Below are 21,332 nucleotides of genomic sequence, written 5' to 3'. Positions count from 1 at the left end.
TGAATCCACAAGAAAAAGGCGCGCGATACGCTGTCGCACGCCCGAAAAACGGCGATTATGCCAGATCAACGCGTCAGTAAAACACGTGATCCGGCTTTGTCGTTTATTTGCTGATCTTGATTTCGGTCCAGGCCTGGTTCCAGGCGCGACGCGTCTTTGCGTCAAGGTCGGTCAGTTGCTCCAGCTTTGCCGCCTGTTGTGCGTTGGGGGCAATGGCGGGGACGGTTTTGAGGTCGGCCCGCACAAAGGGCAGGGCGGCGCTGTTGGGCGTGCCCGAGCCGATCTGGTTGGTGGTCTGCGCGGCGTTTTTGCCATCCAGCATGAAGTTGATGAACTGATGCGCCAGATCGGGTCGCGGCGCGTTGCGGGCCATGACAAAACTGTCTGCCGTCATGCCGTTGCCTTCTTTTTGCAGCGCGTAGTCAATCTGGAATGGCCGGCCGGCTTTTTGTGCGTCAGATCTGGCCTGGTACATGTCGTTGGAATACCCCAGGGCCAGCCAGATGTTACCCACCGTCAATTCCTTGATGTAGCTCTGGCTGTTGAACGCTGCCCAGTACGGCTTGGCCGCCTTGATGGTCCCGACGGCTTTTTTCAGCTCGGCCGGATTGGTGGAATTGGCCGAGAACCCGTTGTATCTGAGCGCCGCGCCAATCACTTCACGCGGGTCGTCCAGCACGGTGACTTTGCCTTTCATCTTCGCCAGGATTTTCGGGTCAAACACGGCCGACCAGGACGTCGGGTCCACGCCCAGTTCTTTCATCTTCTGTGCGTTGTAACCCACCAGCGTGACGGTGAAGTCATACGGCACCGAATACTGGTTGCCCGGGTCGATCTTCGTGTTGGCAAACGTGGGCGAGATATTCTTGAGGTTGGACAGCTTGCCGTGGTCCAGCGGTTGCAACAGGTTGAGTTTGACCAGCGGCGTGATGGCGTAATTGGCCGGGCCGATCACATCAAACCCTTTGGCGCCGGCCGAGAGCTTGGCCAGCATTTCTTCGGCCGAGCCATAGTAAGTGGCCTCGACCTTGCATTTGCACTGGGCCTCGAACGCCTTGACGGTATCGTCGCTGATGGCGTTGTTCCAGTTGAACACATGCAATACGTTATCGGCGCGGGCCACGCCGGTGATCAGACAAAGAGCGATCAGAAGTTTTTTCATGGAACCCCCAAAGACGTTGCCCGCCCCCTTGCGGGTGGCGGGCAACGGTATGCCGTACAAAAACGGGTAATCCCGTCAGTGACTGGCGCGCAAAGCGCCGGGGGCAATTTTGGCGGCGATCACGATCAAGGCCAATGTCAATAACATCAAAAGTGAAGAAATCGCATTCACTTCCGGCGTTACGGCGATCTTGAGCATGGAGTAGATCTGCAACGGCAGGGTAGACGCGCCCGCGCCGGCCACAAAGTAGGTGATCACAAAGTCATCAATCGACAAGGTGAACGCCATCAGCGCGCCGGCAATGATGCCCGGCAGGATCAGCGGGAAAGTGACCCGCCAGAACGCTTGCAGCGGCCCGGCACCCAGATCGCGTGCGGCTTCGACCAGAGATTCATCCATGCCTTGCAGGCGCGAACGCACCACAATCGCCACAAAGCCAATGCTGAAGGCAATGTGCGCCAGACCGATGGAGAGATACCCCATGGTGAAATTGAGCGCCACAAAGAACATCAGCAACGACAGCGCCATCAGGATTTCCGGAATGGCGATCGGCGTCAGCACCAGGATCGGCAGCAGTCTGAGCTTGTACTTGTACATGGCCAGACCGGCCAGCGTGCCAAAGAACGTGGCAAAGATGCTCGAGACCAGACCAATCAGCAGCGAGTTGCGCGCCGCCGTCAGCATCTGGTCATCGGCAAACAGCACGCCGTACCACTTGGTGGTAAAGCCGACCCACTCTGCGTTCAGGCGCGAATCATTGAACGAGTACACCACCACAATCACCAGCGGCAGGTACAAAAACGCGTAAACCAGCAGCGATGCGGCCCACAGCCATTTACTTTGCTTAGAGTGCATTACGCTTGCCTCCACGGCCCAGCACGGCCATCAAGCCGGCCATCAGCAGCACGGACAGGGTCAACATGATGGAGAGCACCGAGCCAAACGGCCAGTCGCGCGAATCCAGGAACTGCTGCTTGATGAGGTTACCGATCATGATGCCGTCCGTACCGCCCACGAGGTCAGGCACTGCAAAAATGCCCAGCGCGGGGATGAACACCAGCGCGGCGCCGGCATACACGCCCGGCAAAGACAGCGGCCAGGTGACTTTCCAGAACCGCTGCCAGCGGCTGGCGCCCAGATCCTGCGCGGCATCAAGCAAGGCCATGTCGTGCTTTTCCAGGTTGGCGTACAGCGGCAACACCATGAACGGCAAGTGCACGTAAACCAGCACGATGATCACGGCAAACGGCGTGAACAGGAACTGCTGCGGGGCAATGCCGATGAAACCCAGCGCGGTGTTCACCAGTTTGGCGAAATAACCCTGCGGGCCCAGGATGATCATCCAGGCGTACACGCGGATCAAAAAGTTGCTCCAGAACGGCAAGATCACCAGCAACACCAGCAGATCACGCCATTTCTTCGGGCTGCGGGCAATCAGCCAGGCCAGCGGGTACGAGGCCAGCAGGCACAAGAGCGTGGTCAGGAGCGCATAGCCAAACGACTTGATGAACAACTCGATGTACACCGCTTCCTGGAAGAAGCGGGCGAAATTGTCCAGCGTCAGGTAGTCATGCCAGTTATGGCTATTGACCAGCAGCACCTGCTTGCCGGTTTGCGGATCGGCACCAAACAGCGGCATCAGGCCGCCGTAATCGCCCGGGAACCGGAACGCGGCAAACGCCATCATTGCCGTGGGAATGGCAAAGAAGAAGATCAGATACAGCAGCGGTGGCCCGGAAATCAGCCACTTTGCCAGGTTCTTTGAACGTGTCATTTTCGTCTACGTCCTCAATCAAGCCAGCAAAAAGTGGCCGGCATCAAAGCGCCATGCCAGTTCTACCTGATCGTTGTCGTCAAAGAACCGCGCTCGGCCCGGTGCGGCGTTGGGCAGCATGGTTTCAATGCGCGTGCCGTTTTCCAGTTCAACGATGTACACGGTCACGTCGCCCAGATACAGACAATCATGCACCGTGCCCTTGAAGTGGATCTCATCGGGTACACCGGTCGGCAGCGTGGCGCCCAGCTTGATTTTCTCTGGCCGCAGCGTCAGCGTGCCTTGCTGGCCCACGGTGGCGCCGGCGACTGGCAGCACTTCAGCGGTGCCCACGCCGGCGATCTCCACCTTCATGCGGTCGGCAGCGATCTCGGTAATGGTGGCATCCAGCAGGTTGCACTGGCCGATGAAGTCCGCCACAAAGCGGCTCTTGGGGTAGCTGTAGATGTTCTCTGGCGCATCCAGTTGTTCCACCTTGCCCTGGCTCATTACGGCAATGCGGTGCGACAGCGCCAGTGCTTCGCCCTGATCATGCGTCACGTAGATAAACGTGATGCCCACTTCCTTTTGCAGGTTGATCAGTTCGAGTTGCATCTGCTCGCGCAGTTTGGCGTCCAGCGCAGATAGCGGTTCATCCAGCAGCAGCACGCGCGGGCGGTTCACCAGGGCGCGGGCAATGGCCACACGCTGGCGCTGGCCGCCAGACAGTTCATGCGGGAAACGACGGGCAAACTGCGTCAGGCGCACGTCTTCCAGTACTTCGGCCACGCGGGCCTTGATCTGGTCTGCCGGCACCTTGGCCATCTTCAGCGGAAACGCCACGTTATGTTCAACCGTCATATGCGGGAACAGGGCGTAGCTCTGGAACACGGTGTGAACCGGGCGCTTTTCCGGCGGCACGCCATTGAGCGGCTGACCATCCAGCAGCAACTGGCCTTCATCGGGTTCTTCAAACCCGGCCAGCATGCGCAGCAGCGTGGTTTTGCCGCAGCCCGACGGGCCCAGCAGGGTAAAGAATTCGCCCGCCTCAACACTCAGGCTGACATGGTTGACGGCGGTGAAATCGCCGAAGCGTTTGACCACGTCCCGAATTTCAAGCAAAGCCATGATCTTTCCCGGAAAAAAAACGGCGGCCATTTTACCCAGGAAGCGGCTAAAAGGGGCACAAGTTTTTGTTTAATATGTATTTGTTGCTGTCTATCGCAGTTTGCCCAAAATTGAAATTCGTGCCAATTCATTGACTTGCAACAATCCTTTCCCGCGTAGCCAGCAAGGCCGGCTGTCAGAAGCCCTTTTACAACGCCACAACCCGCGCGGCCAGCGGCCCTGCACGGTATGATGAACGCCTGGCGGCTGCGGCTGGCCGATCTTCTGTTGTTGTCACGGATTACCCCTGGAAAACCTGATCATGATGGACTGGAACCGCCTCCTGAGTGCCGACCGGCTGGGCGCGTCACGCCTGCCCGCGCACGACGCGGAAATCTCGCGCAGCGATTTTCACAAGGATCACGATCGCATCGTGTTTTCTTCGCCGTTTCGCCGCCTTGGCCGCAAAACGCAAGTCCACCCGCTGACCGAAAACGATCACGTGCACACCCGGCTGACGCATTCCATTGAAGTGGGCTGCGTCGGCCGCAGTCTGGGCATTCTGGTGGGTGAAAAACTCAAGGATCGCTTGCCCGGACACATTTCGCCCTACGATCTGGGCGCGATCATCCAGGCGGCTTGCCTGGCCCATGACATTGGCAACCCGCCATTCGGCCACGCAGGTGAATACGCCATCCGCGACTGGTTCCGTCGCGACGAGCACGCGTACCTGTTGCAAAACCTGACCGCCGACGAGCGCCGTGACCTGCAGACGTTTGAAGGCAATGCCCAGGGTTTCCGGGTGGTGACGCAACTGGAAAACCACCGGTTTGAAGGTGGCATGCGACTGACGTTTGCCACGCTGGGCGCCACGCTCAAATACCCGTGGACCAGCGAGCACGCGGGCGAAAAAGGCAAGTTCAGTTGCTACCAGTCAGAACAGTCCTTGCTGGACGAAGTGGCGCACACGCTGGGTTTGCCGCTGATCGCGCCGGGCAAGTGGGCCCGCCATCCGCTCTCTTACCTGATGGAGGCGGCCGACGATATTTGCTACGCCATTCTTGATCTGGAAGACGGCATCGAGATCGGCATGCTGCCCTACGAAGTGGTCGAGCCCATGTTGCTGAAGATTTGCGGCGGCGATCATGAACTGCTGCGGCTGGAAGTGGCCGCCGCGCCTTCTACCCGGCGCAAGATTTCGCTGCTGCGGGGCAAGGCCATTGGCCGTTGCGTACAGGAAGTGGCCGAGGCCTTTATCAAGGTGTACCCGCGCTTGATGGAAGGCAGTTATCAGGGTGATCTGATCAACGATTGCCCGGCCAGCGTGCGCCACGGCATTGCCGAGTCCAAACAGCTCGCCCGGGAGCGGATTTTCAACGCCCGGCGCAAAGTGGAGATCGAAGTCGGCTCCTTCACTTGTCTGGATATCTTGCTTGATGCATTCTGCAACGCCGCTTACCAGCTGAAGATTTCGCCGGAGCTGCCGTTTCGCATGAAGCGCATTCTGGACCTGATGGAATACAACGCGCCGAAGAAAGAATGGCCGATCTATCAGACCTACCGGCGGGTGCTGGATTTCATCGGTGGCATGACAGACAACTATGCGACCTACCTGGCACAGCAAGTCGGCGGGATGGGGCGCTAGGTTGCGGGGAGAGGCGCGTGGCTGGTAGCCGGCACTGCGCGCTCAGCACACCATGTCGTCATTCCTGCGCGGCAGGAAGCTGGTACGCAAGATGGATCCGGGGCGATGCCCCTGGGCGGGTTTAAGACCCAAGGCCCGATGAAGGCCCGGATGTAATGAGATCAGGCGCAATCGCACCTGAGCACCACCAGATGAGCAAAAGAACAATGAAATTGCAGTTACTGACCGCGATGCTGATCGCGGTCTCCTTGTCGGCGTGCAGTGTCGTCACGACGACGGTCGCGGTGGGGGCCGCGGCGGTGAACGTGGCGGCGACCACCGTCAACGTTGCTACCACCACCGCCGGCGTAGCCTGGGATGTGGGCAAGGCGGGGGTGAATGGCGCGGCCTGGGCGGTCGATAAAGCCACGTCGACCTCGGCACCGGCCCAGAGCCCGGTGCATGCCACGGAAACCGTGGCCGCGCCCTGAGCCAGCCTCAGGCGGCGGCGGTCAGGCCCGCTTGCAGCGGCAGGCGGATGATCATGGCCAGGCCGCCTTCGGCCCGGTTGGTGGCGGTGATGGTGCCGCCATGCGCCTGTACCGCGCGCTGGGCAATGGCCAGGCCCAGGCCATAACCAGGCTGGCGGTTCTCGCCATCCAGTTGCACAAAGGGCTGGAACATCAACTCAAGCTGCTCTTCCGGCGCGCCCGGGCCCTGATCGGCCACGCTGATCTGCAGGGTGTGACCGGCATCGGCCAACTGCACGGCCATATCGATGCGCTGGCCCGGTCGTGAGTATTTAAGCGCGTTGCGCACGACGTTTTCCACCGCGCGGTACAGCGGCTCTGCCCGGCCACGCAAAATGGCTTCCTGATTGTCCAGCGCCGGGTCCATGCTGAGCGCGATATCGACACCGGCGTTTTCCGCTTCAAAACGTGCATCAGAGACAATGGCATCCAGCAGTTCGATCATGTCGAAATAATGATCCGGATCGCCTGCGCCTGCGGCTTCAAGGCGCGACAAGGTCAGCAGTTCGCCCACCAGTTCATCCAGCCGTTTGGACTCGCGTTCAATGCGGTCCAGACTCGTCATCAGGTTATCGGGCTGCTTGCGCGCCAGACCCACTGACACCTGCAGGCGTGCCAGCGGTGAGCGCAACTCGTGCGAGACGTCGTGCAGCAACTGGCGCTGTGAATGCACCAGTTGCTTAAGGCGTTCGGCCATGCGGTCAAAGTCATGGCCCAGATCGGCAATTTCATCGCGACGGCGGCCCATGCGCGGGGCGATGCGCTCATCCAGATCGCCATTGGCCACCCGGTCAAACGCACGCTGCAGCAGGCGGATAGGGCGGGTCAGATACCAGGCCAGCAGCGCGCTGAAAATCAGGCTGCCAAAGGCGCCCAGCCACAACATTTGCGGCGGTAGCCACTGCCGTGGTGGCGTGCGGCGCACAAAGTTTTCGTCCAGCACGGCAAAGATCATCAACTGGCGGTGATCCGGCGTTTCGGTCTGCAACACGCTGGGCATGTTCTGATCGGGTTCGCCGGCGGCCGGGGGCGGATTGTGCAGCAGATAATCACGCGCCATGGCCAGCGCCCGCGCGGGCACGGGGCGGTCGAACACGTCTTTGCCATCGGCATCGACGGCCAGCAGGTTGGTTTTTGCAAAATGCGGCCAGCTGCGCGAGACCTCACGCAGGGCTTCGACGCCACCGTAATGCAGCACGCTGGCGGTAGAACTGGTCAGTACCGACATGCGCGGGTTGGTAGCCAGCGCATCTTGCATGCCGGCGCGCTGTTCATCGTAAATGGCAAAAATGGCGGCAACGCCAAAGAACACGCAAATGAGCGTGAGCCAGAATCCGATCAGGATTTTCCAGAACAGACGACCTTTGGGCATATTCATTCAGACTCGGAAATGAAAGAACGCAACGCAGTGGTTATTCGGTTTGCCATTGATAACCGATCCCGCGCACGGTCTGGATCGGGGTGCGGCCATCGGGGTAGTTGCCCAGCTTTTGCCGCAGATTGCTCATGTGCACGTCCACGCTGCGGTCAAACCGGGTAAACGGCCGGCCCAGCGCTTGTTCGCACAATTCGTTCTTGTTCAGCACCTTGCCCTGCGCGCGCAAGAGCATTTCCAGCAGGTTGAATTCAGAACTCGTCAGATCCAGCGCCTGGCCATCCAGTTCGGCCCGCCGATACGCCGGATGCAATTGCAAACGGCCCGATACCAGCGGGATGTTGGGGTCTTCTTCCGGCGTTTCCACACTGCCGGTGCGGCGCAGGATGGCGCGCAGCCGGGCCACGAGTTCGCGCGGCTGGCAAGGTTTGGGGACGTAATCGTCCGCGCCCAGTTCCAGGCCGATAATGCGGTCGATATCGTCGCCTTTGGCAGTCAGCATGATGACCGGAATGCGGCTTTTTTCGCGAATCTGTCGCAATGTTTCGATGCCACCCATGCGCGGCATCATCACGTCGAGCACCATGATGGCGTATTTGCCCGACAGCGCAGCGCTCACGCCGGCCTCACCGTCGTGTACGGCATCGGCTTCAAAACCCTCCGTGCCAAGATATTCCTTGAGCATGGTGCAGAGCTCGGTGTCATCGTCCACCAGCAAAATGCGCATGATGTTCTCCCTTGATTTCTTTCTTTGTCACAGCAGCCCGACGGGTTGGTCCGTTCTCTTGCGCAAACCTGGCCCGAGAGAATAAACGCAAGCGGATCAACATGTTCGCCGCCGTGCTTCTGGCGTGATCCGGTTCACATCTTCACCGAAAAAGCCCCCATAAACCAGTCTGCAAGGCCCCGCTTTACGCAATCTTTGCACTTTGATAACCCACCTTTACCAACGGGCCGCGCATAGTGGAATCACGCCAGACGGCAACGGCAAGGCACACCGCCCCACCGGCCGTAAACGGCGATTCCACTTTTTGGGAGATCACCATGTTGAAGATTAAATACCTGATTGGCGCTGCCGTAGTCGCTGCTGGCTTCGCCGCTGCGCCTGCCATGGCCGGTGGGCATGTATCGGTCAGCATCGGTCTGGGGCTGCCGATACCGGTTGCACCTGTTGTGGTCGCCCCGGCCCCGGTCTATTACGCCCCGCCGGCACCGGTGGTGGTGGCACCCCGCCCGGTCTACGTGGCACCGCGCCCTGTTTATTACGCCCCGCGTCCTGTGTACGTGGCGCCGCGCCCGGTTTATTACCGTCCGGCCCCGCAGCGTTGGGACAACCACCACGACAACGGCTGGCATAACGGCCGCAACGACTGGCGCGGCTGATACGGCAAAACGCCGACTGAAAAGGCTTGATACTTAACTTTACTTCACCTTTTCAATCGGTTAACACCACTTAACAAAAGGGGGCCGGATAATGCAAACATCGCCGGCAGACCCCTGCCAGACCCGATAAAACCAGGTTGTATACAAAGGAGCGAACCATGTTCAAGACTCGTAATCTGTTGACCGCTGTTGTAGCTGCTGTTGCTTTGGGTGGTGCCATGACAGCCGCGTTTGCTGATGATGCTGCCGGCGGCAACCCGCCTCCGCCTCCGGGCCATCACATGCGCGGTGGCCCGCACGGCCCGCATGATGGTTTCTTCTTCAAGGACCTGAACCTGACTGACGCGCAAAAGGCCCAGATCAAGCAATTGATGCAGGCTAACCGTCAGAACATGAAGCAGGAAATGGACACCATGCGTGCTTCGCGTCAGCAAGAGCAGGAGCTGCTCTTCTCGGCAGACTACAGCGATGCCAAGGCAGATCAACTGGCCCAGGCCGATGCGCAGCAAATGGTGGCTGCCCGTGCTGCCCGCATCAAGTTCCAGCATCAGCTCTACGCCGTGCTGACCCCGGCCCAGCAGCAACAACTGCAGGCCAAGCAAAAAGAGCGTGAAGCCAAGATGGAACAATGGCGCGCCAAGCACGACCAGAAGGGCGATGCTCCGCAACAGTAAGCAGTAAACCAGGGCGCCCGCTCAGGCTCCCGGGTACAAAAAAAGCCACGGCAGTTGCCGTGGCTTTTTTTTTGGGCACCCGGGGCGGGCATTGCAGCCTGCCCTGATCCCCGGTGTGCTTAATGCGCCAGAATCTTGGACAAAAACGCCTGCGCACGTTCAGAGCGCGGGCTGCCAAAGAATTCATCCTTGTTGGCGTCTTCAATGATCTGGCCGCGATCCATGAAGATCACGCGGTTGGCCACTTTACGGGCAAAGCCCATTTCGTGGGTCACGCACATCATGGTCATGCCTTCGCGGGCCAGTTCGACCATGACATCCAGCACTTCGTTGATCATTTCCGGGTCCAGCGCGGAGGTCGGCTCGTCAAACAGCATGGCGATCGGGTCCATGGCCAGCGCGCGGGCGATGGCCACACGCTGCTGCTGACCACCGGACAACTGGCCCGGGTGCTTGTGCGCATGCGCTTTCAGACCAACGCGATCCAGCAGCTTCAGGCCTTTCTCGATCGCGGCATCCTTGTTGCGACCCAGTACCTTGATCTGCGCCAGCGCCAGGTTCTCGGTAATGGTCAGGTGCGGGAACAGTTCAAAGTGCTGGAACACCATGCCAACGCGGCTGCGCAGCTTGGGCAGATTGGTTTTCGGATCGCCCACTGAGGTGCCATCCACGGCAATGGTGCCTTGCTGGAACGCTTCCAGACCATTGACGCACTTGATCAGGGTGGATTTACCCGAGCCGGACGGACCGCACACCACGACCACTTCGCCTTTTTGCACTTCGGTAGAGCAATCGGTCAGCACCTGGAAGTCGCCGTACCACTTACTGACGTTCTTGATGGAGATCATACGGTCATCCTTTTTTGCAGATGCTTCACCAGGCGCGAAGCGGAAAAGCTGATCACGAAATACACGACACCGGCCAGCAGGATGTACTGCTGCAATTCACCGGTGATGTTGCCTTTGGAATAGGCCACGTTAAAGAAGTCGAGCACGCCCACTGCGTACACCAGCGAGGTATCCTGGAACAGGATGATCGACTGTTGCAGCAGCAGCGGCGTCATTTTGCGGAACGCCTGTGGCAGCACCACCAGACGCATGGTCTGGCCATAGGTCATGCCCAGCGCGTAGGCCGCGTTCATCTGGCCGCGAGAGATCGACTGGATACCCGCCCGCACGATCTCGGCGTAATAGGCGGCCTCGAACATGGTGAAAGCCACGAGGCAAGAGGTAAACGCGCCGATCGGGCGGTTGGTGCCGGTGACCCAGCCAATGATCAGCGGTACGGCAAAGTAGAACCACGAGATCACCATCAAAAGGGGGATCGAGCGGAAATACGTGACGTACGCGCCACCCAGGGCGGCCAGCGTCTTGTTGTGCGACAGGCGTGCCAGCGCCAGCAAGGTGCCCAGCAACATGCCGCCGACGACGGCCATGACCAGCATCTGCAACGTGACTTTCATGCCTTCCCACAGACCGGGCAAGGAGCCTTGCAAATCAGAAAAATGCAGCATCTTATTTGCCTCCCAGTGCGATCAGGCCCGGCACGCGCAGGCGTTTTTCCACCCAGCGCATGAAGAACATCAGCAGCATGTTCACCGCAAAGTAAATCAGGGTGCCCAGCGTGTAGGCCTCAAACTGGTTGGCCGTGAAGTCCACCAGTTGTTTGGTTTGCGCCAGCAGTTCGGGCAAGGCGACGAGCGAGGCCACGGAGGAGTTCTTGATGATGTTCAGGAACTCGGAAGTAAGCGGCGGAATGATGATCCGGAAAGCCTGCGGCAGCAGCACCTGGCGATAAACCTGCGGCAAGGCCAGACCCAGTGCCAATGCGGCGTTGGTCTGACCCTTGGGCAGGGCCTGAATACCGGTACGCACCTGTTCACAGACGCGGGCGGCGGTAAACAGCCCCAGACAGACCGTCACCGTGATAAAGGCGTTGGTGACGGGCGAAATATCCTGTTTGAGCCAGTTGGAAAGATTGTCCGGCAACCAGTCTGGAATCACGTAGTACCAGACAAACAGCTGCACCAGCAGCGGCACGTTACGAAACAGATCGACATAGGCGCCAGCAACGCGCGACACGATCTTGCCCGGCACAGTACGCATGACGCCCAGCACGGTCCCCAGAATGAGCGCGATAACCCACGCCGACAGTGCCACGCCCAGCGTCATCATCAAACCGGACACAAACCAGTTCAGATAGATTTCGCTGCCGACACCAGTGGGCTTGAAAAAGACGCCCCAGTCCCAGTGGTAATGCATGTTGTTCCCCCTTTTCAAGCCTGAGCGGCTGACAAAAACCGGCTGGCCTCATGCCAGGTTCTGACTGCGCGGGTTTTTGTCAGCCGCTCTGTGCGGAACAACGGCCCGAGGGTTCAGGCCGTTGCTGTGCATACTGATTTCTTTATGACAAAAAAGGGGGCGGTTCGCCCCCTTTGTGCGGGAGTGCAGCTGTTACATCTGCTCCGCCGACTTGTCAGTCGGGTTGGCAATCAGTTGCTTGAGCTCATCGCTCATCTGGAAGTTCAGGTTCAGGCCCTTCGGCGGGATGGGTTGCTGGAACCACTTGGTGTAGATCTTGTTGATCTCGCCAGACTTGTAGGTGGCCTTCAGGGCATCGTCCACCACCTTCTTGAACTGCGGATCTTCACGGCGCATGGAGCAACCATAGATTTCATACGATTGCGGCTTGCCCACGATGGTCCAGTCAGACGGGGTCTTGGCCTTGGCCATTTCGCCGGCCAGCAGCGCGTCGTCCATCATGAAGGCCACAGCGCGGCCGGATTCAAGCATCAGGAAGGACTCGCCGTGATCCTTGGCGCTGATGATGTTCATGTTCATCTTCTTGTCGACGTTCATGGCCTTCAGCAGACGCTCGGAAGTGGTACCGGCAGTGGTCACCACGTTCTTGCCCGTCAGGTCAGAGAAATCCTTGATGCCGGACTTCTTGCTTACCAGGATACGGGTACCGATTTCAAACATGCCTACCGAGAAAGCGACTTGCTTCTGGCGTTCAATGTTGTTGGTGGTGGAGCCGCATTCGAAATCGACGGTGCCGTTGGTCACCAGCGGAATACGGGTCTGGGAGGTCACCAGGTTATAACGCACGTTCAGGTTGGGCATGTTCAACGTCTTCTTGACGTTGTCCACAATCTTGGCGGCCAGGTCCATCGCGTAACCAACCGGTTTTTGCTGGTTGTCGTAGTACGCAAACGGAATGGAAGAATCACGGACACCGACGACGATCTCGCCGCTCTCCTTGACCTTCTTCAGTGTGCCGTTCAGTTCTTCGGCATGAGCGAGGGACATGCTACAGAGAGCAGCAAGGGCAAGCGCGGCGGGCACAAGTTTGAACATTTTATTCTCCACTGACTGTGACGGGTTATGACGGCAGTATAGGGACGCATTGTTTCAAACGCCCTTGGTGATATCCCTGAATTGCAAAGGGGGTTTGCAGCGTTGCGTGGACACAGTTTCTTTTGGTCTTGATATAGCTGCAACTTGCGGATTTTACTAATGAAAAAGCGAAGGGCCAGCGGTTGGCCGGCCCCCTGAAAGTGCATGAGCGCACCTTATCCGTGCATGGGGGCCAGGATCTGTCGCAGGAACTGGCGCGTGCGCTCGTGTTGCGGATGCTGGAAGAAAGTTTCTGGCGCACCTTGTTCGAGCATCTCGCCGTGATCCAGAAAAATCACCCGGTCGGCGACTTCGCGGGCAAAGCCCATTTCGTGTGTCACAACCATCATGGTCATGCCTGATTCGGCCAGACCCTGCATCACTTTGAGCACTTCACCGATCATTTCCGGGTCCAGCGCGCTGGTCGGTTCATCAAACAACATGACCTTGGGTTGCATGGCCAGGCCGCGGGCAATGGCCACGCGCTGTTGCTGGCCGCCGGACAACTGGCTGGGGTAGGCATCGCGTTTGTTCGCCAGGCCCACGCGTTCGAGCAACTCCATGGCGCGCTGGTCGGCATCGCTTTTGCTCATCTTGCGGACACGGATCGGCGCCAGCGTGATGTTTTCCAGCACTGACAAGTGCGGGTAAAGATTGAAATGCTGGAAGACGAAGCCGACTTCTTCGCGCAGGCGGTTGATATCGGTCTTCGGGCTGTTGACCTGAACGCCGTCAACCCAGATTTCGCCATCGTTGATGGCTTCGAGCTGGTTGATGGTGCGGATCAGCGTGGACTTGCCCGAACCCGACGGGCCGCACACCACCACGACTTCGCCCTTTTTCACTTCAAGGCTGATGTTCTTGAGCACATGGTGATCGCGGCCATACCACTTGTTGACCTGGTTGAAGCGGATCATGGTGCTGTCTTCAGCGTTCATTGGCGATGCCCGGTTGATATTGGGTTCAGTGGCCGGAAGCACCGGCCGGTTCATGACTGGAAGTGACTGAATTTACGGCAATCCAGACGCTTTGACCACGCGGGTTATCGCTTACGCAGCAGTGTTGCCGCGCTGGGCAAACAGCCAGTTGGCCAGACGCACATATTGCTCCACCGTGATCTGTTCCGGGCGCTGGGCCGGATCAAGTTCAAGCGCCAGCAACTGGGCGTCATCGACCACACCGCGCAGGTTATTGCGCAGGGTTTTGCGGCGCGCGGCAAAGGCGGTCTGCACCAGTTTTTCCAGCGTCGGCATATCGTCAACCGGCCAGGGCGGTGTCGGCCACGGGATCATGCGGATGACAGCGGAGTCAACCTTGGGCGGCGGGTAGAACGCGCCCGGGGGCACATCCAGCATGTATTCGGTGGCAAAGCGCACTTGCAGCATGATCGAAAGACGACCGTAATCGGCCGTGCCAGGCTCGGCGGCGATGCGTTCAACCACTTCTTTTTGCAGCATGAAGTGCATGTCGGCAATGGCATCGCCAAACTCGGCCAGGTGAAACAGCAGCGGCGTCGAAATGTTGTACGGCAGGTTGCCGGCCAGCCGGATGCGTGAACCCGGTGCGATTTCCCGCGCCAGGGTGCCGAAGTCGAACTGCAAGGCATCCACATTATGGATGGTCAGTTGTTCGGGCTTGAAGCGCTGCTGCAGGTGGCTGACGATATCGCGGTCGATTTCCACCACATGCAAATGACCGGCGCGCGCCATCAGGGGCTCGGTCAGCGCGGCCAGACCGGGGCCGATCTCCACCAGGGGCTCGCCCGGTTTGGGATCAATACAGTTGACGATGTCGTAGATCACGCCCTGGTCTTGCAGAAAATTCTGCCCAAAGCGTTTGCGTGGAATATGGCCCATGCGGTTACCTGAAAGCGTGAAAAAGGCAAATACCCGATCCGGCATGACTGGCGCGGCCAGCATGCGTCAGGGGTGTCTGCTCAGTGATTATGGGGCAGCCCGGCTCTTTGCGTGGGCCAGTTCGATGGCCAGTTGCGTTGCGGCCACGAGGCTGCCCGCATCGGCCTTGCCGGTCCCGGCCAGATCCAGCGCAGTGCCGTGATCGACCGAAGTACGAATGATGGGCAGACCCAGCGTGACGTTGATGCCGCTGCCGAAACTGGCGAACTTGAGCACCGGCAAGCCCTGGTCGTGATACATGGCCAGCACGGCATCGCCGCGTTGCAGCTGCGCCGGGTTGAACAGGGTGTCGGCGGGCAGGGGGCCGATCAGCAGCATGCCCTCGGCCCGCAGTTTTTCCAGCGTCGGCGTGATGATGTCGATTTCTTCATGGCCCAGATGCCCGGACTCACCCGCGTGCGGGTTCAGGCCGGCGACCAGGATGCGCGGCTGGGCAATGCCGAATTTGTGGGTCAGATCCGCGTGCAGGATGCGCAGCGTTTCGGTCAGGCTTTGTGCCGTAATGGCCGCTGGCACGTCCTTGAGTGGCAGATGCGTTGTCGCCAGCGCGACGCGCATTTGCTCGCACGTGAGCATCATGACCACGCGCGGCGTGTGGGTGCGCTCGGCCAGGTATTCGGTGTGGCCGTAGAAGAACTTGCCACTCTGGCTGGTTTGCCCCTCGTTGATCACGCCCTTGTGCAGCGGCGCAGTCACGATGGCGGCGAACTCGCCCGCCATGCAGCCATCGACCGCGCGATCCAGCAGATCAAGCACATGCTGGGCATTGCGGGTATCAAGCTGGCCGGCAGTAACCGGAGCGGCCACCGGTACATGCAGTACCGAGACCGGCGCGTTGCCTTCTGGCGTGTAGGCCGGCCATTGGCCCGCGCTACCCACGCAGGCCGCGCGCGCTTGCAGCAGGTCCCGGTCGCCCAGCAGTACCAGTTGCGCCGGCAGGTTCATCTGCCCCAGCGCGGCGAGCAACTCCGGGCCAATGCCGGCGGGCTCGCCACTGGTGACGGCAATGCGGGGCAGATTAGACATGCGTGGCGTCAATCCCGGCTTGGGTTTATTCGTCTTTCAGGCGGATATCGACATACGCGCTATCACGCATCTGACGAGCCCAGTTTTCGTACTGTTCGTCGGCCTTGCGCTTGCGCAACTCGTTGCGCACGGACAGGCGTTCACGATCTTCGGTGACATCCTGATCACGGCGTTCGATCACCTGGATCAGGTGGTAGCCAAACTGGGTATGCACCACCTGGCTCAGTTCGCCCGGCTTGAGTGCGTTCATGACTTGTTCAAACTCGGGTACGGTCTCGCCCGGGTTGATCCAGCCCAGATCACCACCCTTGCTGGCGCTGCCGTCTTCAGAGAACGCACGGGCCATGTCTTCAAACTTGGCGCCTTGCATGATGCGGTCACGAATCTGCTTGAGCTTGGCCTGGGCTTCGCCTTCAGACACCAGTTCGGTCGGGCGGATCAGGATGTGGCGCACGTGGGTTTGTTGCACCACTTGATGGTTTTCCTGCTTGCGCACTTCCATCAGTTTCACAAGCTCGAACCCGGACGGGCTGCGGATGATGTCGGTAATCTGGCCCGGTTGCATTTGTTGCAACAGGGCGACCATTTGCTCCGGCAGGCTACCTGCGGCATACCAGCCCAGTTGACCACCTTCGGTGGCGTCTTTGGCGGTGGAGTATTGCGCGGCAACGGTACCGAAATCCTGACCGGAATTAACGGCCTGGCGGGCGGCAACAATCTTGTTGCGACGGGCCTGGACTTCATCGGGCGTGGCGTTTTCCGGCACGGAAATCTGGATATGGGCCAGACGATAATCCATTTGCGGCTTGTTGGCGTTCAGCTTGAGGTATTCGTTGACCTCGGCATCCGACACCGACACACGGTTGTCCACTTCACGCTGACGCAGACGCTGCAGGATCATCTCGGTACGGATTTCCTTGCGGAACTGCGCCCAGGGAATGCCTTGACCTGTCAGTGCGGTACGGAATTCCGGCAGGCTCATCTTGTTCTGTTTGGCCAGTGCGGCGGTCGCCTGATCGAGCTGGGCGTCGTCGACCTTCATGCCGGTCGAGGCGGCAAACTGCACTTGCACCTGTTCGTTGACCATCCGTTCGAGCACCTGGTGTTGCAGGATGTCGGTCGGCGGTTCCGGAATGTTCTGTTGCTTCAGATTCTGTTTGACCTGGGCGACCCGGGCAGAGAGTTCGTTCGCCGTAATGACATCGTGATTGACCACTGCGACGATGCGGTCCACGGTCTGGACCTCGACCGCGCGGGAGACCGGTGCTGCAACAGAGAACACCAGAGCAACCAGCGCGAAAATAGAGCTCAGCTTCATAAAGTCGATCACTTGTTAGAACTACTAAAGATATCGGAATAACCCGGAATAGCCGTCCGCAGCGCAGAAGTCGGGTTGGTGCCCAGCCCGCCCAGCGCGCCCAGTTGAAGCAGGACATAGTACGTGTTGCTGGTGCCGCCGTCAGTCGTGACATAACGTTGCGCTGCCAGTCGCAGCGCCCAGCAGCCCGCATTGTATTCAACCCCGGCCAGCGTATCCAGAAAACGGTTCGGGTCAGACTGGATGAGTGAATAGTTGACGTGGCCGATGCCGTACCAGCCGGCACCCAGCGGCCACTGGCCGGACAGATCAATCTGTTTGGTCAGCGGGTTGGTATACGTGCTGTAGATGTAACGCAGGTTGAACACCTTGGCCGTATCCGGGCGCCATTGCAGGCCGAACGAATTGTACGAGGTGGTGTGATCCTGCAGGTTGTACTGGATTTCGTACTGCGCATTGAGCTTGCGGATGACTTCGCCACCCAGCGAGACCAGAAGGTCAGACTTGCTGCTGTTGGGCAGTTCACTGTTATCCAGCGAGACGCGCGGGCTCTGGAAATAAAAGCGCTGGCCGATGGTGGCGTTCAAGCGCTCAATACCCGTATCGGATTCAAAAATCCGCGAGGTCAGCGCCACCGTGATCTGGTTGGCATCGTTGATCCGGTCGTTACCGGTGTAGCGGTTTTCCGAGAACATCTGCGAGTACGAGAAGTCCGTCAGTGCCGAATCGAAATTAGGCAGGTTGGACTGGTCTTTGTACGGGATATACAGATAGTAGGCGCGCGGTTCCAGCGTCTGGGTAAAGCTGTCGCCCTGGATATCCAGATCACGCTCGAACACAAGGCCGCTATCAAGACTCATGATCGGCAGCACGCGGTTTTCGCTGCCAAGGCTGGTGCCGTCCGGGTCAGACAACTGATAGTTGGTCGCATGCACGCCAATCTTGGGCGTGATAAAGCTGTACGACGTCAGGAACGGCACGGACACGCTGGGGTAAACCCAGGTGCGATACCCGTTGGTTTCGCTTGGATGCGTGAAGTTGGTGAATTCGGCCTGGACGTTGGTCTGGATCCGGCCGTCCATGAACGTGGGCGATGTGCCAAACGAAACCTGCGGCGACAAGGCATACGGAATGGCAATCGGATTGACGGTGCTTTGCAGCGTCTGATAGTGCAACCAGTTGACCGACGCGCCCCAGCCGTCGCCGCCGTAGCTCAGCACACCCTGGCGGGGCAGGTTGGTCTGCGAGGCGACTGCGGCACGGTCGCCAAAGTCGTTGAAGTAGTTGTCGTCCGAGACCTTTTCGATATCCAGCGACAGATGCAGGCGATCGGTCAGGTTCTGCGAGTGTTTCCAGAAAATATCGTAGCGCGTCATGTCGGCTTCTTTATCCTGCAACGCGTCGGTGCGCAGGATGCCGTTGTAAGTAGGTTCCAGATAACGGAACTCGGCGCCAACCATCAGACCCCGGCGGCTGAAATAGCGCGGGTAGAAGGTGGCGTCCATGTTGGGCGCGATATTCCAGTAATACGGGAGGGTCAGGTCAAGACCGTTCCGGTTGTTCAACGCCAGCGCCGGGGCCAGGAAGCCGGATTGGCGCGCGTCGCTCAACGGGAAATTGATGTACGGCATGTACAGGATCGGCGTGTCGTAGAACGTGATCCAGGCGTTGGTCGCCTCGCCTTTGTTCGTGTTGTAGTCCAGCCACATATTGTTGGCGTGGATAAACCAGTCATCATTGCCCACCGGGCAGGTGGTGAAGCGACTCTTTTGCAGGTGGTACTGCTTGTCGCCTTCAAACAGCAGGGTCACCGCATCGCCACGTCCCAGACCCTGGGCGATCTGATAGTCCGGATCGGACATCGAGCCTTCCTTGCGATCCATGTAGTAGTCAAGCTCGTGACCCTTCATGACATCGCCCTGATGCTCCATGCGCACGTTGTCGCCGGCTTTCAGATGCTGGTCGTTCTGATCGTAGGTGGCCCAGTCGGCGTAGTAGTACTCGTCACCCTTGGTGATCTGCACATCGCCCGTGGCTTTGGCGTTATCCGGTTGCTGACCCTCGACGTGATCGGCCTCGATCGAGATCGGCACCTCTTGGGTCGAAGCGTCATCAGCAGCGTGTGCAAGCGCGCTGAAGAGTGCAAACATCAAGACTGAGCAGCGAAAGGGAGGAGTGGCAAACATGCGGGCCGGGGCGACGTGCTGATAGAATTGCCGGATTCTACCGCAATGCAGTGCCTATCATGCAGCAAACCGTTCACATTGCAGCGCCCGGAACGCCGGAACGCGCTGATCAAATCAAATCCTGGCTCAGGACAGTCACGCTGACCGAGCCGCAAACCCTCAGGCCCGGCGGCTCTGATGCCAGCGTACGCGTGTACTGGCGCGCCACCTGGCCTGATCGCACGCTGATCGTGATGGATGCCGATCCGCAAGCGTTCAACGTGCAACCGTTCCTGGCCATCGGGCAACAACTGGCGGCAGGCGGCATTCATGTGCCGGCCGTGATCGCCCATGATGAAGCGCTGGGTCTGACCTTGCTGGATGATCTGGGTGATGTGCTGCTGGCCGACCTGCTGACGAGCGAAGCCGCAGCCAAAGCCTGGTATCTGCGCGCGATCGACACCCTGGTGGATATCCAGAAAAACATGACGTTTGACCACCTGCCGGTGTTCGACGCTGCGTTCCTGCGCCGCGAGATGGACATTGGCCGTGAGTGGTATCTGGGCAAGTATCTGGGCGTTGAACTGGAAGGCAAGGCGCTGCAGGTCTGGGAGCGCAGCACCGCGCTGATCGTCGCCCAGTGCATGTCGCAACCCATGGGCTTCATGCTGCGCGACTATCACTCGCGCAATCTGATGCTCAAAAACGATGATCTCTATGTCATCGACTTCCAGGACGCCGTCAAAGGCCCGCTCTGTTACGACGTGGTCAGTCTGTTCCGCGATGCGTATGTCGAGTGGGATGAAGGTTTCGTGCTCGATCTGGTAATCCGCTACTGGGAAAAGGCCCGCGCTGCCGGTGTGCCGGTCAACCCGGACTTTGGCGACTTCTACAAAGCGTTCGAGTGGCAAGGCCTGCAACGACACCTGAAAGTGCTGGGTCTGTTTGCCCGTCTGCACCTGCGCGATGGCAAAGACCGGTATCTGGATGATCTGCCGCGCGTACTGGGTTACATGCGCAAGGTGTGCCAGCGTTACGATGAGCTGACCGGGCTGTATCGCATCCTGCTCAACGCCCAGGGCGAGAAAATCGAAAGCGGCTTTACGTTCTAGCGTAATGGGAGAGGGGGCGGTGAAGATTCAAAACCCGCACCTCACTCCTGTTTTGCTCCTTACCTCTTGTACCAGACTCCTCACACATCTATGCATGCCATGATCCTGGCGGCCGGGCGCGGCGAGCGCATGCGGCCGCTGACCGATGCTTGTCCCAAACCCTTGCTGGAAGTCGGCGGCAAACCGTTGATCGTCTGGCATATCGAGCGCCTGGCTGCGGCCGGCGTCACTGATCTGGTCATCAATCATGCGTGGCTGGGCCATCTGGTCGAACAGCGCCTGGGCGATGGCAGCCAGTGGGGCGTACGGATTCAGTACTCGCCGGAAACCATGGCGCTGGAAACGGCGGGCGGTATCGCCCATGCCTTGCCCTTGCTGGGCAACGCGCCGTTCTTGGTGGTCAATGGCGATATCTTTACGGATTACGATTTTGGCCGCCTGCAACCGGTGCTGGCCGATATGGCGCGCAATCCGCAGCGTACCGGCCACCTGGTGCTGATGCCCAAAGCCGATTACCCGACTGGGCGTGATCTGGCGATTGATCCGGCCGGCTTTGCCAAAGTCAGCGAAGCGGGTGATGTCCCCATGACGTTTGCCGGGGTGGCGGCGTATGCCCCGGCGTTTTTTGCCGACGTACCGCGTAACGCGCCCTCGCCATTGTTGCCGCATTTCCTGCATGCCATGAGCGCGCAGCACATGACGGCCGAGGTCTTTTCTGGCCAGTGGCTGGACGTCGGGACGGTGGAGCGGCTGACGACGGCAAATGAATTGGTGCGGGTGGCCGGGCGTTAA

Annotated in this window: 21 protein-coding genes; 6 read left to right on the top strand and 15 right to left on the bottom strand. The window is 59.3% G+C overall.

Annotation, left to right across the window (positions count from 1 at the left end; all coding sequences use genetic code 11):
• Positions 1 to 103 precede the first annotated feature (103 nt).
• The 4 genes from IEX57_RS17470 to IEX57_RS17455 all read right to left on the bottom strand — a co-directional run bounded on the left by IEX57_RS17470 (position 104) and on the right by IEX57_RS17455 (position 4,043).
• Positions 104 to 1,162 carry an ABC transporter substrate-binding protein gene (locus IEX57_RS17470; RefSeq protein ID WP_188705942.1) on the bottom strand — a complete coding sequence of 353 codons (1,059 nt, stop codon included), beginning with the start codon at positions 1,160 to 1,162 and terminating at the stop codon, positions 104 to 106.
• A gap of 75 nt (positions 1,163 to 1,237) precedes the next feature.
• On the bottom strand, positions 1,238 to 2,017 hold the full coding sequence (locus IEX57_RS17465; protein ID WP_188705940.1) for an ABC transporter permease: 780 nt from the start codon (positions 2,015 to 2,017) through the stop codon (positions 1,238 to 1,240).
• Positions 2,007 to 2,936: an ABC transporter permease gene (locus IEX57_RS17460; protein ID WP_188705938.1), complete on the bottom strand. Its 930-nt coding sequence runs from the start codon at positions 2,934 to 2,936 to the stop codon at positions 2,007 to 2,009. Before IEX57_RS17460 ends, IEX57_RS17465 begins: the two co-directional genes overlap by 11 nt.
• Before the next feature lie 18 nt (positions 2,937 to 2,954).
• Positions 2,955 to 4,043 carry an ABC transporter ATP-binding protein gene (locus IEX57_RS17455; RefSeq protein WP_188705936.1) on the bottom strand — a complete coding sequence of 363 codons (1,089 nt, stop codon included), beginning with the start codon at positions 4,041 to 4,043 and terminating at the stop codon, positions 2,955 to 2,957.
• 301 nt (positions 4,044 to 4,344) lie between these two features.
• Between IEX57_RS17455 and IEX57_RS17450 the strand changes: the two genes are divergently transcribed.
• Positions 4,345 to 5,667, top strand: coding sequence for a deoxyguanosinetriphosphate triphosphohydrolase (locus tag IEX57_RS17450; protein ID WP_188705933.1), 1,323 nt, complete (start codon positions 4,345 to 4,347; stop codon positions 5,665 to 5,667).
• 191 nt (positions 5,668 to 5,858) lie between these two features.
• Positions 5,859 to 6,137: a hypothetical protein gene (locus IEX57_RS17445; RefSeq protein ID WP_188705931.1), complete on the top strand. Its 279-nt coding sequence runs from the start codon at positions 5,859 to 5,861 to the stop codon at positions 6,135 to 6,137.
• A gap of 7 nt (positions 6,138 to 6,144) precedes the next feature.
• Here IEX57_RS17445 and IEX57_RS17440 read toward each other — a convergent pair whose 3' ends face one another.
• Both IEX57_RS17440 and IEX57_RS17435 read right to left on the bottom strand, forming a co-directional pair.
• Positions 6,145 to 7,554: an ATP-binding protein gene (locus IEX57_RS17440; protein ID WP_188705929.1), complete on the bottom strand. Its 1,410-nt coding sequence runs from the start codon at positions 7,552 to 7,554 to the stop codon at positions 6,145 to 6,147.
• Positions 7,555 to 7,588: 34 nt separating this feature from the next.
• Complete coding sequence (locus IEX57_RS17435; RefSeq protein WP_188706191.1) at positions 7,589 to 8,281, bottom strand: response regulator transcription factor; 693 nt, start codon at positions 8,279 to 8,281, stop codon at positions 7,589 to 7,591.
• A 314-nt stretch (positions 8,282 to 8,595) separates the two neighbouring features.
• Between IEX57_RS17435 and IEX57_RS17430 the strand changes: the two genes are divergently transcribed.
• Entirely contained in the window at positions 8,596 to 8,934 is a 339-nt protein-coding gene (locus tag IEX57_RS17430) for a PXPV repeat protein (protein WP_188705927.1), read from the top strand.
• 158 nt (positions 8,935 to 9,092) lie between these two features.
• A complete protein-coding gene (locus IEX57_RS17425) occupies positions 9,093 to 9,608 on the top strand; it encodes a Spy/CpxP family protein refolding chaperone (protein ID WP_188705926.1) in 516 nt (171 codons plus the stop codon).
• Between the two features lie 119 nt (positions 9,609 to 9,727).
• Here IEX57_RS17425 and IEX57_RS17420 read toward each other — a convergent pair whose 3' ends face one another.
• From IEX57_RS17420 to IEX57_RS17380, 9 genes are all read right to left on the bottom strand, one after another.
• Positions 9,728 to 10,456 (bottom strand): amino acid ABC transporter ATP-binding protein, encoded by a 729-nt coding sequence (locus IEX57_RS17420; RefSeq protein WP_188705924.1) that lies wholly within the window; start codon positions 10,454 to 10,456, stop codon positions 9,728 to 9,730.
• Positions 10,453 to 11,121, bottom strand: coding sequence for an amino acid ABC transporter permease (locus IEX57_RS17415; protein ID WP_188705922.1), 669 nt, complete (start codon positions 11,119 to 11,121; stop codon positions 10,453 to 10,455). Before IEX57_RS17415 ends, IEX57_RS17420 begins: the two co-directional genes overlap by 4 nt.
• Before the next feature lies 1 nt (position 11,122).
• A complete protein-coding gene (locus tag IEX57_RS17410; protein WP_188705920.1) occupies positions 11,123 to 11,869 on the bottom strand; it encodes an amino acid ABC transporter permease in 747 nt (248 codons plus the stop codon).
• 192 nt (positions 11,870 to 12,061) lie between these two features.
• On the bottom strand, positions 12,062 to 12,964 hold the full coding sequence (locus IEX57_RS17405; RefSeq protein WP_188705918.1) for a glutamate/aspartate ABC transporter substrate-binding protein: 903 nt from the start codon (positions 12,962 to 12,964) through the stop codon (positions 12,062 to 12,064).
• A gap of 215 nt (positions 12,965 to 13,179) precedes the next feature.
• Positions 13,180 to 13,920, bottom strand: coding sequence for an amino acid ABC transporter ATP-binding protein (locus IEX57_RS17400; RefSeq protein WP_188706189.1), 741 nt, complete (start codon positions 13,918 to 13,920; stop codon positions 13,180 to 13,182).
• A gap of 132 nt (positions 13,921 to 14,052) precedes the next feature.
• Complete coding sequence (gene rsmA / locus IEX57_RS17395) at positions 14,053 to 14,859, bottom strand: 16S rRNA (adenine(1518)-N(6)/adenine(1519)-N(6))-dimethyltransferase RsmA (RefSeq protein WP_188705916.1); 807 nt, start codon at positions 14,857 to 14,859, stop codon at positions 14,053 to 14,055.
• A gap of 87 nt (positions 14,860 to 14,946) precedes the next feature.
• A complete protein-coding gene (gene pdxA, locus IEX57_RS17390; RefSeq protein WP_188705914.1) occupies positions 14,947 to 15,945 on the bottom strand; it encodes a 4-hydroxythreonine-4-phosphate dehydrogenase PdxA in 999 nt (332 codons plus the stop codon).
• Positions 15,946 to 15,970: 25 nt separating this feature from the next.
• The gene (locus tag IEX57_RS17385) at positions 15,971 to 17,263 is read right to left on the bottom strand and encodes a peptidylprolyl isomerase (RefSeq protein WP_188705913.1); all 1,293 of its coding nucleotides are present in this window, start codon (positions 17,261 to 17,263) and stop codon (positions 15,971 to 15,973) included.
• A gap of 8 nt (positions 17,264 to 17,271) precedes the next feature.
• Positions 17,272 to 19,413, bottom strand: coding sequence for an LPS-assembly protein LptD (locus tag IEX57_RS17380; RefSeq protein WP_188705911.1), 2,142 nt, complete (start codon positions 19,411 to 19,413; stop codon positions 17,272 to 17,274).
• A gap of 95 nt (positions 19,414 to 19,508) precedes the next feature.
• On the opposite strand from IEX57_RS17380, the gene IEX57_RS17375 reads away from it, so the two are divergent.
• Both IEX57_RS17375 and murU read left to right on the top strand, forming a co-directional pair.
• Positions 19,509 to 20,540: an aminoglycoside phosphotransferase family protein gene (locus IEX57_RS17375; RefSeq protein WP_188705909.1), complete on the top strand. Its 1,032-nt coding sequence runs from the start codon at positions 19,509 to 19,511 to the stop codon at positions 20,538 to 20,540.
• Positions 20,541 to 20,630: 90 nt separating this feature from the next.
• Positions 20,631 to 21,332, top strand: coding sequence for an N-acetylmuramate alpha-1-phosphate uridylyltransferase MurU (gene murU, locus IEX57_RS17370; RefSeq protein WP_188705907.1), 702 nt, complete (start codon positions 20,631 to 20,633; stop codon positions 21,330 to 21,332).

Origin of the sequence: Silvimonas iriomotensis (assembly GCF_014645535.1) — a bacterium.
GTDB lineage: Bacteria > Pseudomonadota > Gammaproteobacteria > Burkholderiales > Chitinibacteraceae > Silvimonas > Silvimonas iriomotensis.
The sequence above is the reverse complement of the archived record's forward strand: the minus strand, read 5'-3'. Positions and strand labels throughout refer to the sequence as shown.

What these genes read in the sequence shown, in the direction of transcription:
- IEX57_RS17400 (WP_188706189.1), bottom strand. Translation starts at nt 13,920, where the DNA reads ATGATCCGCTTCAACCAGGTCAACAAGTGGTATGGCCGCGATCACCAT.
- IEX57_RS17420 (WP_188705924.1), bottom strand. Translation starts at nt 10,456, where the DNA reads ATGATCTCCATCAAGAACGTCAGTAAGTGGTACGGCGACTTCCAGGTG.
- IEX57_RS17450 (WP_188705933.1), top strand. Translation starts at nt 4,345, where the DNA reads ATGATGGACTGGAACCGCCTCCTGAGTGCCGACCGGCTGGGCGCGTCA.
- IEX57_RS17465 (WP_188705940.1), bottom strand. Translation starts at nt 2,017, where the DNA reads ATGCACTCTAAGCAAAGTAAATGGCTGTGGGCCGCATCGCTGCTGGTT.
- IEX57_RS17410 (WP_188705920.1), bottom strand. Translation starts at nt 11,869, where the DNA reads ATGCATTACCACTGGGACTGGGGCGTCTTTTTCAAGCCCACTGGTGTC.
- rsmA (WP_188705916.1), bottom strand. Translation starts at nt 14,859, where the DNA reads ATGGGCCATATTCCACGCAAACGCTTTGGGCAGAATTTTCTGCAAGAC.
- IEX57_RS17385 (WP_188705913.1), bottom strand. Translation starts at nt 17,263, where the DNA reads ATGAAGCTGAGCTCTATTTTCGCGCTGGTTGCTCTGGTGTTCTCTGTT.
- IEX57_RS17405 (WP_188705918.1), bottom strand. Translation starts at nt 12,964, where the DNA reads ATGTTCAAACTTGTGCCCGCCGCGCTTGCCCTTGCTGCTCTCTGTAGC.
- IEX57_RS17455 (WP_188705936.1), bottom strand. Translation starts at nt 4,043, where the DNA reads ATGGCTTTGCTTGAAATTCGGGACGTGGTCAAACGCTTCGGCGATTTC.
- IEX57_RS17440 (WP_188705929.1), bottom strand. Translation starts at nt 7,554, where the DNA reads ATGAATATGCCCAAAGGTCGTCTGTTCTGGAAAATCCTGATCGGATTC.
- IEX57_RS17425 (WP_188705926.1), top strand. Translation starts at nt 9,093, where the DNA reads ATGTTCAAGACTCGTAATCTGTTGACCGCTGTTGTAGCTGCTGTTGCT.
- pdxA (WP_188705914.1), bottom strand. Translation starts at nt 15,945, where the DNA reads ATGTCTAATCTGCCCCGCATTGCCGTCACCAGTGGCGAGCCCGCCGGC.
- IEX57_RS17470 (WP_188705942.1), bottom strand. Translation starts at nt 1,162, where the DNA reads ATGAAAAAACTTCTGATCGCTCTTTGTCTGATCACCGGCGTGGCCCGC.
- murU (WP_188705907.1), top strand. Translation starts at nt 20,631, where the DNA reads ATGCATGCCATGATCCTGGCGGCCGGGCGCGGCGAGCGCATGCGGCCG.
- IEX57_RS17375 (WP_188705909.1), top strand. Translation starts at nt 19,509, where the DNA reads ATGCAGCAAACCGTTCACATTGCAGCGCCCGGAACGCCGGAACGCGCT.
- IEX57_RS17415 (WP_188705922.1), bottom strand. Translation starts at nt 11,121, where the DNA reads ATGCTGCATTTTTCTGATTTGCAAGGCTCCTTGCCCGGTCTGTGGGAA.
- IEX57_RS17445 (WP_188705931.1), top strand. Translation starts at nt 5,859, where the DNA reads ATGAGCAAAAGAACAATGAAATTGCAGTTACTGACCGCGATGCTGATC.
- IEX57_RS17430 (WP_188705927.1), top strand. Translation starts at nt 8,596, where the DNA reads ATGTTGAAGATTAAATACCTGATTGGCGCTGCCGTAGTCGCTGCTGGC.
- IEX57_RS17460 (WP_188705938.1), bottom strand. Translation starts at nt 2,936, where the DNA reads ATGACACGTTCAAAGAACCTGGCAAAGTGGCTGATTTCCGGGCCACCG.
- IEX57_RS17380 (WP_188705911.1), bottom strand. Translation starts at nt 19,413, where the DNA reads ATGTTTGCACTCTTCAGCGCGCTTGCACACGCTGCTGATGACGCTTCG.